The organism is Acidovorax sp. LjRoot38 (assembly GCF_964252975.1).
In the GTDB taxonomy this organism is placed as follows: Bacteria; Pseudomonadota; Gammaproteobacteria; order Burkholderiales; family Burkholderiaceae_C; genus Acidovorax; species Acidovorax facilis.
Genome location: NZ_CAXUPT020000005.1, coordinates 157,633 through 172,482, shown reverse-complemented (window position 1 = coordinate 172,482; position 14,850 = coordinate 157,633). Strand labels below are relative to the sequence as shown.

Annotated in this window: 12 protein-coding genes; all 12 read left to right on the top strand. The window is 65.6% G+C overall.

The window, feature by feature from the left end; genetic code table 11:
• Positions 1–2: 2 nt before the first annotated feature.
• Positions 3–1,799 carry an acyl-CoA dehydrogenase C-terminal domain-containing protein gene (locus tag ACSQ22_RS10840; protein WP_218298868.1) on the top strand — a complete coding sequence of 599 codons (1,797 nt, stop codon included), beginning with the start codon at positions 3–5 and terminating at the stop codon, positions 1,797–1,799.
• A 44-nt stretch (positions 1,800–1,843) separates the two neighbouring features.
• Entirely contained in the window at positions 1,844–2,281 is a 438-nt protein-coding gene (locus ACSQ22_RS10835; RefSeq protein WP_218298867.1) for a DUF2147 domain-containing protein, read from the top strand.
• A gap of 67 nt (positions 2,282–2,348) precedes the next feature.
• A complete protein-coding gene (locus ACSQ22_RS10830; RefSeq protein WP_436130292.1) occupies positions 2,349–4,751 on the top strand; it encodes a 3-hydroxyacyl-CoA dehydrogenase NAD-binding domain-containing protein in 2,403 nt (800 codons plus the stop codon).
• 32 nt (positions 4,752–4,783) lie between these two features.
• The gene (locus tag ACSQ22_RS10825; protein WP_218298865.1) at positions 4,784–5,293 is read left to right on the top strand and encodes a DUF4442 domain-containing protein; all 510 of its coding nucleotides are present in this window, start codon (positions 4,784–4,786) and stop codon (positions 5,291–5,293) included.
• Between the two features lie 12 nt (positions 5,294–5,305).
• Positions 5,306–6,505, top strand: coding sequence for an acetyl-CoA C-acyltransferase (locus ACSQ22_RS10820; RefSeq protein ID WP_409798261.1), 1,200 nt, complete (start codon positions 5,306–5,308; stop codon positions 6,503–6,505).
• Positions 6,506–6,717: 212 nt separating this feature from the next.
• Entirely contained in the window at positions 6,718–7,608 is an 891-nt protein-coding gene (locus ACSQ22_RS10815) for an alpha/beta hydrolase family protein (RefSeq protein ID WP_436130291.1), read from the top strand.
• Positions 7,609–7,635: 27 nt separating this feature from the next.
• Complete coding sequence (locus ACSQ22_RS10810) at positions 7,636–8,508, top strand: acyl-CoA thioesterase (RefSeq protein ID WP_409860651.1); 873 nt, start codon at positions 7,636–7,638, stop codon at positions 8,506–8,508.
• 68 nt (positions 8,509–8,576) lie between these two features.
• A complete protein-coding gene (locus tag ACSQ22_RS10805) occupies positions 8,577–9,353 on the top strand; it encodes an enoyl-CoA hydratase (RefSeq protein WP_010462523.1) in 777 nt (258 codons plus the stop codon).
• Between the two features lie 1,002 nt (positions 9,354–10,355).
• Complete coding sequence (locus ACSQ22_RS10800; protein ID WP_436130290.1) at positions 10,356–11,093, top strand: TetR/AcrR family transcriptional regulator; 738 nt, start codon at positions 10,356–10,358, stop codon at positions 11,091–11,093.
• 28 nt (positions 11,094–11,121) lie between these two features.
• Positions 11,122–12,051 carry an SDR family oxidoreductase gene (locus tag ACSQ22_RS10795; protein WP_436130289.1) on the top strand — a complete coding sequence of 310 codons (930 nt, stop codon included), beginning with the start codon at positions 11,122–11,124 and terminating at the stop codon, positions 12,049–12,051.
• Positions 12,048–13,661 (top strand): acyl-CoA carboxylase subunit beta, encoded by a 1,614-nt coding sequence (locus ACSQ22_RS10790; RefSeq protein ID WP_436130288.1) that lies wholly within the window; start codon positions 12,048–12,050, stop codon positions 13,659–13,661. Before ACSQ22_RS10795 ends, ACSQ22_RS10790 begins: the two co-directional genes overlap by 4 nt.
• A gap of 23 nt (positions 13,662–13,684) precedes the next feature.
• Positions 13,685–14,815 carry a DNA alkylation repair protein gene (locus ACSQ22_RS10785; RefSeq protein WP_436130287.1) on the top strand — a complete coding sequence of 377 codons (1,131 nt, stop codon included), beginning with the start codon at positions 13,685–13,687 and terminating at the stop codon, positions 14,813–14,815.
• Positions 14,816–14,850 lie beyond the last annotated feature (35 nt).

The following is a 14,850-nucleotide window of genomic DNA, read 5'->3' as shown; positions in this document are numbered from 1 at the left end:
CCATGCCTATGTACACGCCGCCCCTGCGCGACATGCAATTCGTCATGCACGAAGTGCTCAAGGTCAGCGATGAATTCAAGGCCATGCCGCCCCACGCCGAGGTGGATGTGGACACCATCAATGCGGTGCTCGAAGAAGCCGGCAAGTTCACTGCCGAAGTGACCTTCCCGTTGAACATCAGCGGCGACACCGAAGGCTGCGTGCTCAACAAGGCCACCCACGAAGTGAAGACCCCCACGGGCTTCAAGGATGCCTACGCCAAGTACGTCGAAGGTGGCTGGGCGGCACTGTCGTGCGACCCTGCCTACGGCGGCCAGGGCCTGCCCTTCGTGCTGAACCAGTGCCTGTACGAGATGATGAACTCGGCCAACCAGGCCTGGACCATGTACCCCGGCCTGTCGCACGGCGCGTACGAAGCCCTGCACGCCCACGGCACCGAAGAGCAAAAGGCCCTGTACCTGCCCAAGCTGACCAGCGGTGAGTGGACCGGCACCATGTGCCTGACTGAACCCCACTGCGGCACCGACCTGGGCCTGCTGCGCACCAAGGCCGAGCCGCAGGCCGACGGAACCTACAAGATCACCGGCAACAAGATCTTCATCAGCGCCGGCGAGCACGACATGACCGCCAACATCGTGCACCTGGTGCTGGCCCGCCTGCCCGATGCGCCCAAGGGCAGCAAGGGCATCAGCCTGTTCGTGGTTCCCAAGTTCAATGTGAAGGCCGACGGCTCGCTGGGCGAGCGCAACCCCATCTTCTGCACGGGCCTGGAGCACAAGATGGGCATCCACGGCAACGCCACCGCGCAGATCGCCATCGACGGCGCCATCGGCACCATGGTGGGCCAGCCCAACAAGGGCCTGGCTGCCATGTTCGTGATGATGAACGCCGCCCGCCTGGGCGTGGGCAACCAGTCGCTGGGCCTGACCGAAGTGGCTTACCAGAATGCGCTGGCTTACGCCAAGGACCGCATCCAGATGCGCAGCCTCTCGGGCGTGAAGGCCAAGGACAAGGACGCCGATCCCATCATCGTGCACCCCGACGTGCGCAAGATGCTGCTCACCGCCAAGGCCTACGCCGAAGGCGGCCGCGCGCTGCAGATCTTCTGCACGCTGCTGCTGGACAAGGTGCACAGCCACCCCGATGAAAAGGTGCGTGCCGAATCCGAAGAGATGGTGGCGCTGCTCACCCCCATCGTGAAGGCCTTCATCACCGACAACGGCCACATCTCCACCAACGCCTGCATGCAGGTCTTCGGCGGCCACGGCTTCATCAAGGAATGGGGCATGGAGCAGTACGTGCGCGACAACCGCATCAACATGATCTACGAAGGCACCAACACCATCCAGTCGCTGGACCTGTTGGGCCGCAAGATCCTGGGCAACAACGGCGCCACGCTCAAGAAGCTGGGCAAGCTGATCGGCAAGCTGGTGGAAGAAGAAGGCGTGAACGAGAAGATGGCCGAGTTCATCAACCCGGTGGCCATGCTGGGTGACCAGATGACCAAGTTCACCACCGAGATCGGCTTCAAGGGCATGCAGAACCCGGACGAAGTGGGCGCTGCCGCCGTGGACTACCTGCGCGTGGCCGGCCACCTGGTGTTCGGCTACCTGTTCGCCCGCATGGCCCAGGTCGCCCTGCGCGAGATCGCCGCTGGCAACACCGACCCGTTCTATGGCGCCAAGCTGCAGACGGCGCGCTTCTACTTTGCCAAGCTGTTCCCCGAAACCGCCACGCTGATGCGCACGGCCCGTGCCGGCAGCAAGGTGCTCATGGACACGGATCTGGCCCTGGCCTGATCGGTAGACCTGCGGATTTCAAGCTTTTTTGGCACGGAGCGCCTATGTATAAAGCGATAGTAGCTATCATTTTCGTAGCGTTTTCAGCGCCCGTCTGGGCGCAGGCGACGCCCGAAGGCCTGTGGCGCAACATCGACGACAAGACCGGCGAGGCCAAGGCCGAAATCCGCATCCGCGACATCGGCGGCGGCGTTTTGAACGGGGCGCTGGAAAAGCGCCTGTCCAAAGACGCCAAGCCCGACGATGTCTGCGACGAATGCTCGGATGACCGCAAGGGCAAGCCCATCTTGGGCCTGGAGATCATCCGGGGTGCCAAGAAGGCTGACGGCAAAGAGGTGTGGGAAGGCGGCAAGATTCTCGACCCCGAGAACGGCCGCAGCTACACCCTGCGCATGACCCCCGTCGAGGGCGGAAAGAAGCTCGAAGTGCGGGGCTCCATCGGCCCGTTTGGCCGCACGCAAACCTGGATCCGCATCCAGTAAACCCCATTCCCGTGGCCTTGCGCGCGCCATGCGGTGTTGCGCAAGGCCCCAACCAGGAACCCAACCCATGTCCCGATTCCAAGTGAAGAAAGTCGCCGTGCTCGGCGCAGGCGTGATGGGCGCGCAGATTGCCGCTCACCTCGTCAACGTGAAGGTGCCCGTGGTGCTGTTCGACCTGCCTGCCAAGGAAGGACCCAAGAACGGCATCGTCACCAAGGCCGTCGAAGGCCTGAAAAAGCTCAAGCCCTCGCCCCTGGGCGTGGCCGACGACGCGGCGCTGATCCAGCAGGCCAACTACGAAGAGCACATGCACCTGCTCAAGGAATGCGACCTCGTGATCGAGGCCATTGCCGAGCGCATGGACTGGAAGCTCGACCTGTACACCAAGATCGCGCCCCACGTGGCCAAGCACGCCATCCTGGCGTCCAACACCTCGGGCCTGTCGATCACCAAATTGAGTGAAGTGCTGCCCGAGAGCATCAAGCCCCGTTTCTGCGGCATCCACTTCTTCAACCCCCCGCGCTACATGACGCTGGTGGAGCTGATCAACACCCCCACCACCCAGCCCGAAGTGCTGGACCAGCTCGAAGCCTTTGTGACCAGCGGCCTGGGCAAGGGCGTGGTGCGCGCGCACGACACCCCCAACTTCGTCGCCAACCGCGTGGGCATCGCCGGCATGCTGGCCACGATGAAGGAAGTCGAGAACTTCGGCCTGACCTACGACGTGGTGGACGACCTCACGGGCAAGAAGCTGGGCCGTGCATCCAGCGGCACCTTCCGCACCGCCGACGTGGTGGGCCTGGACACCATGGCCCACGTGATCAAGACGCTGCAGGACAACCTGAGCATCGAGACGGATCCGTTCTACGAAAGCTTTGGCACGCCCGCCGTGCTGAAAAAGCTGCTGGAGCTGGGCAACCTGGGTCAGAAGACCAAGGCCGGTTTCTTCAAGAAGGTCGGCCGCGACGTGATGCGCTTCGAGCTGGAAAGCGAAGAGTACGTGCCCGCCGGCCAGAAGGCCGACGAGGTGTACGCGCGCATGCTCAAGAAGCCTGCCGCCGAGCGCCTGCGCCTGCTGCGCAACGCCGAAGGTGCGCCCGGCCAGTTCCTCTGGGCCATCCTGCGCAACAGCTTCCACTACGCTGCCGTGCACCTGGGCACCATCGCGGACAACGCCCGCGACGTGGACCAGGCCATGCGCTGGGGCTTTGGCATGAAGCAGGGCCCCTTCGAGCTGTGGCAGGAAGCCGGCTGGCTCGAAGTCGCCAAGATGATCCAGGAAGACATCGACGCGGGCAAAGCCCTGTGCAAGGCACCGCTGCCCGATTGGGTCTTCAAGGGCCCCGTGGCCGAAGCCGGTGGCGTGCACACGGCGCAAGGTTCGTGGAGCGCATCGCAGAACAAGTTTGTGCCCCGCCGCCAGTTGCCTGTGTACGAGCGCCAGATCTTCCCCGAGGCCCTGCTGGGCGAAACCGGCCTGCCCGACTGGCGCACCGCTGGCACCACCATTGCTGAGTCGAAGGCGCTGCGCACGTGGACGCTGGACGGCCAAGTGCTCATCGCCAGCATCAAGAACAAGATGCACGCCATCAGCCCCGAAGTGATGGAAGCGCTGATGGAAGCGCTGGAACTGGCCGAGTCCGAGTACCAAGGCATGGTCATCTGGTCCGGCGACGCGCCTTTCAGCGTGGGTGCCGACCTGGAAGCCACGATGCCCGCGTTCATGGTCGGCGGCGCCGATGCGGTGGAAAGCATCGAGCAGGAGCTGCAAAACCTGATGATGCGCATCCGCTATGCGCAGGTGCCTGTCGTCGCAGCCATCCATGGCATGGCGCTGGGCGGTGGTTGCGAGCTGGCCGTGTATTCGGCCAAGCGTGTGGCCCACATGGAAAGCTACATCGGCCTGGTCGAAGTGGGCGTGGGCCTGGTGCCCGGCGCCGGCGGCCTGACCTACATCGCCCGCCGCGCGGCCGAGAACATGGCCGCCTCCACATCCAAGGACATCCTGCCGTTCCTGACCGAGGGCTTCACCGCCGCCGCCATGGCCAAGGTGGGCACCAGCGCCATCGAATCGCGCAAGCTGGGCTTTTTGCTGGACAGCGACATCATCGTGCCCCACAAGGACGAGCTGCTGTTCGTGGCCATCAACGAAGCCAAGTCCATGGCCGCGAGCGGCTGGCGTGCACCGCACAAGCGCCTGTTCCCCGTGGCGGGCCGCAGCGGCCTGGCCACCATCAAGGCCCAGCTGGTGAACATGCGCGACGGCGGCTTCATCAGTGCCTACGACTTCAAGATCGGCGCCATGATCGCCGAGGTGGTCTGTGGCGGCGATGTGGATGCCGGCTCGATGGTGAGCGAGGAATACCTGCTCACGCTGGAGCGCAAGGTGTTCTGCCACCTGATCGCCCAGCCCAAGACGCACGAGCGCATCCTGGGCATGTTGTCCACCGGCAAGCCGGTTCGCAACTGATCCGGACGTCGATGGATAGCCGGTAGACCGACATGAGCGAACACGCCCCCAACAAATTGCAGCGCTCGCTGATGCGCCTGGACGAGGCGCCCGCCTTCATGCGCGGCTTCGTGCAGAACATCATCCTGCGCCGGGCCGTGCCCTTCACCGGCACGGCCGGGGTGCGGTTCGTGTCGCTCACGCCCGAGCGTGTCGAGGTGCACCTGGCCAACGAGCACCGTGTGCAAAACCACATCGGTGGTGTGCACGCCTCGGCCATGAACCTGCTGGCCGAAACGGCCACCGGCATGGTCGTGGGCATGAACGTGCGCGACGACTGCCTGCCGCTGGCCAAGGAGCTCTCCATGTCGTTCAAGAAGCGCGCCACGGGCGGCCTCAAGGCCGTGGCCACGCTCACCGCCGAGCAGCGCGCTGCCATGTTGGCCAGCGACAAGGGCGAGGTGCAGGTGAAAGTCACCGTGACCGACGAAGCCGGTGTGGAGCCGGTCGAATGTGTATTTACGTGGGCCTGGGTTCCTTCCAGCCGCCCCCCCAAGAATTGAAGGAGTTTCACCATGGCTCAAAAACAAGTCCAGGACGCCTACATCGTCGCCGCCACGCGCACGCCCATTGGGCGCTCGGGCCGCGGCTATTTCAAAAACACACGGCCTGACGACCTGCTGGTCGCCGCGATCAAGAGCGCCATGCTGCAGGTGCCCACGCTGGACCCCAAGGCGATTGAAGACGCCATCATTGGCTGCTCCTTCCCCGAAGGCGAACAGGGCATGAACATGGCCCGCATCGCGGTGGGCCTGGCGTTCGACCACCCTGTGGGCGGCGTTACCGTGAACCGCTTCTGCGCATCGGGCATCACCGCGCTGCAGATGGCCGCCGACCGCATCCGCGTGGGCGAGGCCGACGTGCTGATCGCCGGCGGCGCCGAGTCCATGAGCCTGGTGCCCATGGGCGGCAACAAGCCCTCGTTCAACGCCGAGATTTTTGCCAAGGACGAAAACGTGGGCATCGCCTACGGCATGGGCCTGACCGCCGAAAAGGTCGCCCAGCAGTGGAAGGTGAGCCGCGAAATGCAGGACGCGTTCGCCCTCGAATCCCACCTGCGCGCCATCAAGGCGCAAAAGGCCGGTGAGTTCACCGACGAAATCACGCCCATCGAGATCGTGGAGCGTTCGCCCAACCTCGCCACCGGCGAAGTGGTGGAAAAGCGCCGCACCGTGAGCCTGGACGAAGGCCCCCGTCCCGACACGTCCCTGGAAGGCCTGGCCAAGCTCAAGCCCGTGTTTGCCGCACGCGGCAGCGTCACGGCAGGCAACAGCTCGCAGACCAGCGATGGCGCGGGTGCGCTGATCGTGGCCAGCGAAAAGGCGGTCAAGCAATTCGGCCTCACGCCCCTCGCGCGTTTTGTGAGCTACGCCGCGCGCGGCGTGCCGCCCGAAATCATGGGTATCGGTCCTATCGAAGCGATTCCTGCGGCCCTGCGTTATGCGGGTCTCAAGAGCGATGACATCGGCTGGTACGAGCTGAACGAAGCGTTTGCGGCGCAGTCGCTGGCCGTCATCAATACGCTGGGGCTGAACCCTGCGAACGTGAACCCCATGGGCGGCGCAATTGCATTGGGGCACCCGCTGGGGGCGACGGGTGCCATCCGTGCGGCGACGGTGGTGCATGCGCTGCGTCGGCACAAGCTGAAGTACGGCATGGTCACGATGTGTGTAGGTACCGGGCAAGGCGCCGCCGGCATCATCGAGGCGTTGTAACTGGCTACTGCGCGTCTTTCAGGCGTCGTTGGGCGGTGCTCGCAATCCTCACGTACCGCAAGTACGTTCCGGTTGCTGCGCTCCGTCCGCCTCGCCTGAAAGCCGCTCGCTACGCCCTTGAGGGCGGGGTGTGAAGGCAGGGGGAAGTGCACTGCCTGTTTTTCTTTTCCATTCAAGCTGGCGCAGATCGGCATTGAACCAAGGAGACAGACATGAACAAGCAAACCTTGCAGGTCAACGGGGCGGTGTCTTTGGCGCTGCGTGTCTACGAACCCCAAGGCGCACCGCGCGCCAGCGTTGTCATCGGCGGCGCGATGGGGGTGCGGCAGTCGTATTACGAGGCCTTTGCGCTGTGGATGGCGCAGCAGGGGTTTCGGGTCACCACGTTTGACTACCGAGGCCACGGCGATTCGCTGCAGGGCGCCATGCGCGATGTGAAGGCGGATCTGTTTGATTGGGCGCAGGACTACGAGGCGGTGATTTCTGCCGCCAAGGCCGCACTGCCGTCGCAGCCGCTGTATTTGCTGGGCCACAGTCTGGGCGCGCAGTTGCCCGGTCTCTTGAAGAAGCCCGAGCAGGTTGACGGCCTGCTCAGCGTGGCCGCAGGTAGCGGCTACTGGCGCGATAACGCGCCCCAGCTCAAGCGCATCGTTCCGTATTTCTGGTGGGTGCTGGTGCCGCTGGCCACGCGGCTGTGCGGGTACTTTCCGGGGCGCACGCTCAAGAAGGTGGGCGACCTTCCGGCGGGTGTGATCCTGCAGTGGCGGCGCTGGTGCTTGCATCCTGCCTACAGCGTGGGTGCCGAAGGGCCTGCGGTGGCGCAGAGTTATGGCGCGGTGCGGTTCCCGGTGCTGGCGCTGTCGATGGCGGACGACGAGCTGATGACCTTGCGCGGCACGCACAACCTGGTGAACCTGTACGCCAACACCGAACGCCGGGTGGAGAGCATCACGCCGGCCGACCTGCAGGTGCGGCGCATTGGGCACTTTGGTTTCTTTCGCGACCAATTCCGCCAAAGCCTGTGGCCGCGCGCAGCGGCTGCGCTGGCTGCACTGGGCGGTGGCGGAATGCCCCACGGCGAAGTCTCCGGTACGACGGCCTGAGCGGTCGTTTCGCGGCACACTTGCAGCATGACTTCCTCTTCATCCACTTCTTCGTCTGCGTCTTCGTCCTCCGCGACCCACCCGCTGGACGAGGCGCTGCAACTGACGGCTTCGTCCGCTGCGACGGGCCAGTACGAAGGGCAGACCCACCCCGGCTACTGGAACATGGTGGGCCCGTTTGGCGGCATCACCGCCGCCACGCTGCTGCAGGCCATCCTGCAGCACCCTGACCGGCTCGGCGACCCGCTGTCGCTCACTGTCAACTATGCGGGCGCACTGACAGCCGGTGCGTTCACGGTGCAGGCAACTCCTGTTCGCACCAATCGCTCCACCCAGCACTGGACGCTTTCGATCCTGCAGGCTGGTGCCGACGGCGCGCAGGTGGTCACCACCACGGCCACCGCCGTCACGGCCGTGCGCCGCGAGACCTGGAGCGTGGGCGATGTGCCCATGCCTCAGGTGCCTCCGCCTGCAGAGCAAAAGGCCATCGTCGCCCCCTTGGGCGCTGTGGAGTGGCTCAACCGCTACGAGATGCGCCCCATCGCTGGCTTCATCCCGCGCACCTGGGACGGCAGTGGCGACCACAGCCTCACGCAGCTATGGATGCGCGACACACCACCCCGGCCGCTCGACTTCGTGGCGCTGTCCGCATTGGCCGATGTGTTCTTCCCCCGCGTGTGGCTGCGCCGCGCGCGCCAGGTGCCTGCGGGCACGGTGTCCATCACCGTGTACTTCCACGCCACGGCAGAGCAGCTGCAGGCCACGGGCACGGGCTTCCTGCTCGGCCAGGCGCGCGGGCAGGAGTTCCGCAACGGATTCTTCGACCAGACCGTGCAGCTCTGGAACGAGGCTGGCACCATGCTGGCCACCAGCCATCAGATCGTTTACTACAAGGAATAGGAAGTCGGCCCGTTGCTCTGCACGTGCATTCTTTCCTCCATCCATCAGCCCCCGGAACCCTTACCACCATGACCGAAGCCACCCAAGACATCCTTGCCCACACCGAAGCGGGCGTGACCACCATCACCTTCAACCGCGTGGACAAGAAGAACTCCATCACGCGCGACATGTACGCCGCCATGGCCGATGCGCTCGATGCCGCCAAGGCGGATGCCAGCGTGCGTGTGGTGGTGTTCCAGGGCGACGTGGCGATCTTCAGCGCGGGCAATGACATTGGCGACTTTCTGCAGCAGCCGCCCGCCACGCAGGACTCGCCCGTGTTCCGTTTTCTGCGCGGCATCGCCACTTTCCCCAAGCCTGTGATCGCCTCGGTGTGTGGCCCGGCCGTGGGCATTGGCACGACGATGCTGTTCCACTGCGACCTCGTTTACGCGGGCGACAACGCGGCGTTCTCCATGCCGTTCGTGAATTTGGGCCTGTGCCCCGAGGCTGCATCGAGCCTGCTGGTGCCGCAGATGCTGGGGTACCACCGCGCTGCGGAAGCCTTGCTGTTGGGCGAGCCGTTCATGGCCGAGGCCGCGTTGGAAGTGGGGCTGGTCAACCGCGTGGTGCCGCCGACCGAGTGCAATGGCGTCGCACAGGCGCAGGCCAAGAAGCTGGCGGCCAAGCCGTTGTCGTCGCTCATCGAAACCAAGCGGTTGATGAAGGGTGGGCAGACGGCGAAGGTGCTGGAGGTGATGGCGGAAGAGGGCGAGAGCTTTGGGCGCATGTTGCGTGAGCCTGCAGCGCGGGAAGCGTTCTCGGCTTTTATGGAGAAGAGAAAGCCTGATTTCAGCGCGGTTTGATTCGCTAGTTCTGAGGTATTTTTGGCTGCTGGCGCTTGTACATAAAGCGCTGGCAGCTATTGTTTTTATAGTTCGTTCTCGCCCCGTACGTTTGGGTTGAGCCTACCGAAGCTTGTTTTGGCGGTGGCTACTGCATGCCCGTGTGAAGTGCGGGAGCCGGGAGTCGCCCGGCGTGCGAGTAACTTTCTTTTGCTTCGCCAAAAGAAAGTCACCAAAGAAAAGGCGACCCCCAGTCTGCGACCCCTTCGCTGGCGCTGCGGGGCAAACCTGCGTCGTGTCGGTTGCGGGGTGCGCCGTGGAACTCGCTTTGCGCTGGCGCGCGCCGCTCGGACAACCACGGTGAGTCAGTTAACGAGGCATGGGCGCTCCGACGCCCATGCTCACCCCCCAACCGCCCCGCCGCAGGCGCAGCCCGCAGGGGGTTGGGCAGCCGAACATCCAACAGCCGGACACCCCCACGGGCCTTTGCTTCGCTCGGCCCCGCCTCGCGGGCGCAAGCGCCTCGCGCTGCGCAGGGCGGGGCCGAGCGCAGCGATGGCCCGAATGGATGTCCGATCCCGGTGGGTTCCCTTCTGTATGTGCCTGGGGCGCGCAGGGCGCGGGGTGGCGCGTGTGCCGAAGGACACACGCGCTTCGTGAACTGACTCACCGCAGTTGTCCGAGCGGAGCGCCGCAGGCGCGCAGCGAGTTCTGCGGTGCACCCCGTGACCGAGCACCCCAGGTTGCCCCGGAGCGAAGCGAAGGGGTCGCAGGCAGCAGGGTCGCCCTTTCTTTGGTGACTTTCTTTCGGCGACGCGAAAAAAAGTTACTCGCCTGCCGGGCGACTCCCGGCCTCCGTCCTTCGCATAGGCACGCGATCTGCTTCCAAATGAATAGCAAATCAGGCAGTGAATACTGGCGCTCAACCTCAAAAAGCACCCGTAGCAATCACGATCAGACAAGCTATCTATTTTTACAAAGCACTTGCTTGCTAAAAATAAACAGTTTTGCTATCGTGCCAGCATGGATTCACCCGTGCCGCGCACCAGCGCCATCGCCCCAGCTCCCAAGAAACCCCCGGCCCGCCCTCGCAGCAAGGCCGTAGCCCCCTCCGACGCCAATGCAGCCACTGCAGAGGCAACCCCCACCCGCCGCCCCCGTGGCCGCCCGCGCAAGACCGCCGAGGAACTGGATGACGGCAATCGCCGTCGCAAGCTCATGGACGGCGCGGCCAAGCTCTTTCGCACCCAGGGCTTTGCCGCCACCAGCACGCGCGACATTGCGGCGGCCGCAGGCATGCACAGCGGCTCGCCCTTCTACCATTTCGAAAGCAAAAGCGCGCTGCTCTACGCCGTGATGAGCGAGGGCATGACCATGGCCACACAAAGCCAGCAGCAGGCACTCAATGCACTGCCCGCCACGGCCACACCGCGCGAGCAATTGCACACGCTCATTCGCCACCATTTCGAGATCCTGCTCGGGCCCCGCAGCAGCTTCATCCCGGTGATGCTGTACGAGTGGCGCTCGCTCACGCCTGCGCAGCGCAAGGGCATTGCCCGCATCAAGGACAGCTACGAGGCCACCTGGATGCCCGTGCTGGAAGCGCTGGCACAGCAGGGCGCGCTGCAGGCCGAGCCCGGTGTGGCGCGGCTGTTCATCTTCGGGGCGCTCAACTGGGCGGTGCAGTGGTTCTCGCCCAAGAAGGGCAAGTCGCTCGACGCGCTCACCGACGAGGCGCTGGCCTTGTTCATCCGTTCATAACAAACAACCCCATCAAGGCAGAGTCACCATGGCCCCCACAGCGCGCAACGCCTACCAGTCTGTGTTTGCTCCGGGCCTGTTCCAGGGGCAGGTGGTGGTGGTCACCGGCGGCGGCTCCGGCATTGGCCGGTGCACGGCGCACGAACTCGCGCACCTGGGCGCGCATGTGGTGCTGGTGGGGCGCAAGCCAGAAAAGCTGCTGGCCGTGGCCGAAGAGATCACCGCCGATGGCGGCAGCGTGTCGTTCCACGTGTGCGACATCCGCTCCGAAGAAGCTGTGGTGGCGCTGGTGCAGCAGATCAACGCTGCGCAGGGCCGCATAGATGCTCTGGTCAACAACGCGGGCGGGCAGTTCATGTCGCCGCTCGAATCCATCAGCGCCAAGGGCTGGGAGGCCGTGCTGCACACCAACCTCACGGGCGGCTTTTTGATGGCGCGTGAGTGTTATCGGCAGTGGATGGCGCAGCACGGCGGCTCCATCGTCAACATCGTGGCCGACATGTGGGGCTCCATGCCGGGCATGGGGCACAGCGGGGCTGCGCGCGCGGGGATGGTCAGCTTGACGGAAACGGCAGCGCTGGAATGGGCGCACAGCGGTGTGCGCGTGAACGCCGTGGCGCCGGGTTACATCGCCTCCAGCGGCATGGACAACTACCCGCCCGAGGCGGCAGACATGCTGCGTGCCATGCCGCGCACGGTGCCGCTTGGGCGCTTTGGCAACGAGGCCGAGGTGTCGGCGGCCATCACCTTTCTGCTCAGCCCGGCAGCCAGCTTCATCAGCGGCACCAAGCTGCGGGTGGACGGCGCACGGCCCCAGGTGCGCATGGGCTGGCCGCAGCGCCCGCCTGGTGCCACCGCCGCTGCACACCCCGCCGTGCGGCCGTTTGACGGCTTTCACCGCGCGCAGGTGCCGCAGGTGTTTGCACCTTCCTATCCCCCCAAGACCGAGGCCGCATGACAGCCGTCTTCACTTCCCGATTCAACCCAGGCAGCGCCGAGGCCACCCAACGCCGCGCGGCGCTGCAGGCCCGCCTTCATGCCCTGCGCGCGCTGGAAGAGCGTGCCGCCGCCGCCTCGGCCCGGTCGCTGCCCCAGTTTGAAAAACGCGGCCAGCTGCTGCCGCGCCAGCGTGTGGCGCTGCTGCTGGATGCGGGTGCGCCCTGGCTGCCGCTGTGCACCCTGGCGGGCTACCTGCAGGACGTGAAAGACCCTGAGAAGTCTGTGCCCGGTGGCGGCATGGTCGCGGGCATCGGCTTTGTCAGCGGTGTGCGCTGCATGGTGGTGGCCAGCGATTCGGGCATCGAAGCCGGCGCCATCCAGCCCATGGGCCTGGAAAAGATCTTGCGCGTGCAGGAGATCGCGCTGCAAAACCGCTTGCCGTTCATCCACCTGGTGGAGAGCGCGGGCGCCAACCTCATGCGCTACCGGGTGGAGGGCTTCGTGCACGGTGGCACGCTGTTCCGCAACCTTGCGCGGCTGTCGGCGGCAGGCATTCCGGTCATCACCGTGCAGCACGGCTCGGGCACTGCAGGCGGCGCCTACATGCCCGGATTGTCGGATGTGGTGATCATGGTGCAGGGCCGCTCGCGCGCCTTCCTGGCCGGGCCGCCGCTGCTCATGGCTGCGACGGGTGAGATTGCGACGGAAGAAGAATTGGGCGGGGCCGAGATGCACACCGCTGTGTCCGGTCTGGGCGAATACCTGGCGCAGGACGACCGCGAGGCCATTGGCCTGGCGCGCGATGTGGTGGCGCAGCTGGAGTGGGGCGTAGCCCCGCGACCCAGCGCACCCGGCCCTACCTTGCCCGCAGACGATCTGCTCTCCCTGATGTCTGCCGACCTGCGCCAACCCGTGGACATGCGCGAGGTGATGGCGCGGCTGGTCGATGGCTCGGAGCTGCTCGAATTCAAGGCCCGCTACGGCATGGCCACCGTGTGCGCGCAGGGTCACATCCAGGGCCATGCGGTGGGCTTCATCAGCAACAACGGCCCCATCGACGTGGCGGGCGCGAACAAGGCCACGCATTTCATCCAGTGGATGTGCCAGCTGGGCCACCCCATCATCTACCTGCAGAACACCACGGGCTACATGGTGGGCAAGGACAGCGAGCAGGGCGGCATGATCAAGCACGGCAGCAAGATGATCCAGGCCGTGACCAACGCCACCGTGCCGCAGATCACCATCCAGTGCGGCGCCAGCTTTGGTGCGGGCAACTACGGCATGTGCGGGCGGGGCTATGCGCCGCGTTTCCTGTTCAGCTGGCCGGGTGCCAAGACGGCGGTGATGGGCGGCGAACAGGCTGCGCGCACCATGCAGATCGTGACCGAGGCGGCGCTGGCGCGCAAAGGCATCACGCCCGACCCGGCCGAATCGCAGGCCCAATTCGACAAAATCGTCGCCATGTTCGAGGCCCAGGCCGATGCGTTCTACACCAGCGGCCTGCTACTGGACGACGGCGTGATCGACCCGCGCGACACGCGCGCCGTGCTGGCGTTTTGCCTGGACACCTGCGCCGAGGCACAGGCCCGCACGTTGCGGCCCCTGAGCTTTGGCGTGGCGCGGATGTAAGCGCTTCGCACGCAATCGCCCCGATGGCCGAGCCTCTCAAATACCTGCTGAACGGCACCGTACCGCCGCGCATCGCGGCCATGGTGCGGCGCGCGTGGCGCAAGTTCGATACCACTGCATTTCTGCAGCAGGTGGAGCCCGGCTACGAATCGCTGGAGCTGATGGCGCGCGGCCAGCGCATTGCGCAGGCACTGCAGGCCCACCTGCCGAAAGATGTGCCGCGCGCGCTGGGTGTGCTGGTCGATTCGATGGACCCACCCATGGGCCTCGATGCCGCCGGTGAGCCCGACGCGGGTGACCGCCCCTACAGCGCCTTTTTGTATCTGCCGCACAGCATCTACATCGGCACACACGGTCTGCCGCATTTCGAGGCGGCCATGGCCGCGCAGCACGCGCTCACCCAGCGCTTTACCGCCGAGTTCTGCATACGCCCCTACCTGCTGCACCACCAGGGCCCTACGCTCGCGCGGCTGCGTGACTGGGCGCACGACGGCAACGCCCATGTGCGCCGCCTGGTGAGTGAAGGCACGCGGCCCCGCCTGCCTTGGGCGCCGCGCTTGCCCGCGTTCCAAAAGGCCCCTCAGCTGGCCCTGCCGTTGCTCGATGCACTCAAGGACGACCCATCGTCGTACGTGCGCCGCTCGGTGGCCAACCACCTGGGCGACATCGCCAAGGACCACCCCGACCTCGCTGTGGGCACCGCCCGAACCTGGCTGCAAGGCGCACCCGCCCCGCGCGAAGCCCTGGTGCGCCACGGCCTGCGCTTTCTCATCAAACGCGGCGACGCCGCTGCGCTCGATGCCCTGGGCGTGGGCCATGCCGTGGCGCTGGATGTGCGGGCCGCGCGCGTGCTGCCCGCCCGCGCACGCATTGGCGACAAGGTGCGCATCGAGGTCGAACTGCACAACCCCACGCTCCAGCCCCAGCGCGTGCTGGCGGACCTGAAGGTGCACTACGTCAAGGCCCACGGCGGCGCGGCGCCCAAGGTGTTCAAGCTGCAGACGCTGGACATACCGCCCGGCGCCACCGTAGCGGTGGGCAAGACGCTGTCGCTGCAGCAGATGACCACGCGGACCCACTACCCCGGCGCGCACCAGGTGGAGCTGGTGCTCAACGGGCGGCCCCAGCCGCTGGGGCAATTTCAGCTTTCGTGATCGAGGTTTGCAGGCACACCAACATACAAACGCAA

What these genes read in the sequence shown, in the direction of transcription:
- ACSQ22_RS10840 (WP_218298868.1), top strand. Translation starts at nt 3, where the DNA reads ATGCCTATGTACACGCCGCCCCTGCGCGACATGCAATTCGTCATGCAC.
- ACSQ22_RS10835 (WP_218298867.1), top strand. Translation starts at nt 1,844, where the DNA reads ATGTATAAAGCGATAGTAGCTATCATTTTCGTAGCGTTTTCAGCGCCC.
- ACSQ22_RS10830 (WP_436130292.1), top strand. Translation starts at nt 2,349, where the DNA reads ATGTCCCGATTCCAAGTGAAGAAAGTCGCCGTGCTCGGCGCAGGCGTG.
- ACSQ22_RS10825 (WP_218298865.1), top strand. Translation starts at nt 4,784, where the DNA reads ATGAGCGAACACGCCCCCAACAAATTGCAGCGCTCGCTGATGCGCCTG.
- ACSQ22_RS10820 (WP_409798261.1), top strand. Translation starts at nt 5,306, where the DNA reads ATGGCTCAAAAACAAGTCCAGGACGCCTACATCGTCGCCGCCACGCGC.
- ACSQ22_RS10815 (WP_436130291.1), top strand. Translation starts at nt 6,718, where the DNA reads ATGAACAAGCAAACCTTGCAGGTCAACGGGGCGGTGTCTTTGGCGCTG.
- ACSQ22_RS10810 (WP_409860651.1), top strand. Translation starts at nt 7,636, where the DNA reads ATGACTTCCTCTTCATCCACTTCTTCGTCTGCGTCTTCGTCCTCCGCG.
- ACSQ22_RS10805 (WP_010462523.1), top strand. Translation starts at nt 8,577, where the DNA reads ATGACCGAAGCCACCCAAGACATCCTTGCCCACACCGAAGCGGGCGTG.
- ACSQ22_RS10800 (WP_436130290.1), top strand. Translation starts at nt 10,356, where the DNA reads ATGGATTCACCCGTGCCGCGCACCAGCGCCATCGCCCCAGCTCCCAAG.
- ACSQ22_RS10795 (WP_436130289.1), top strand. Translation starts at nt 11,122, where the DNA reads ATGGCCCCCACAGCGCGCAACGCCTACCAGTCTGTGTTTGCTCCGGGC.
- ACSQ22_RS10790 (WP_436130288.1), top strand. Translation starts at nt 12,048, where the DNA reads ATGACAGCCGTCTTCACTTCCCGATTCAACCCAGGCAGCGCCGAGGCC.
- ACSQ22_RS10785 (WP_436130287.1), top strand. Translation starts at nt 13,685, where the DNA reads ATGGCCGAGCCTCTCAAATACCTGCTGAACGGCACCGTACCGCCGCGC.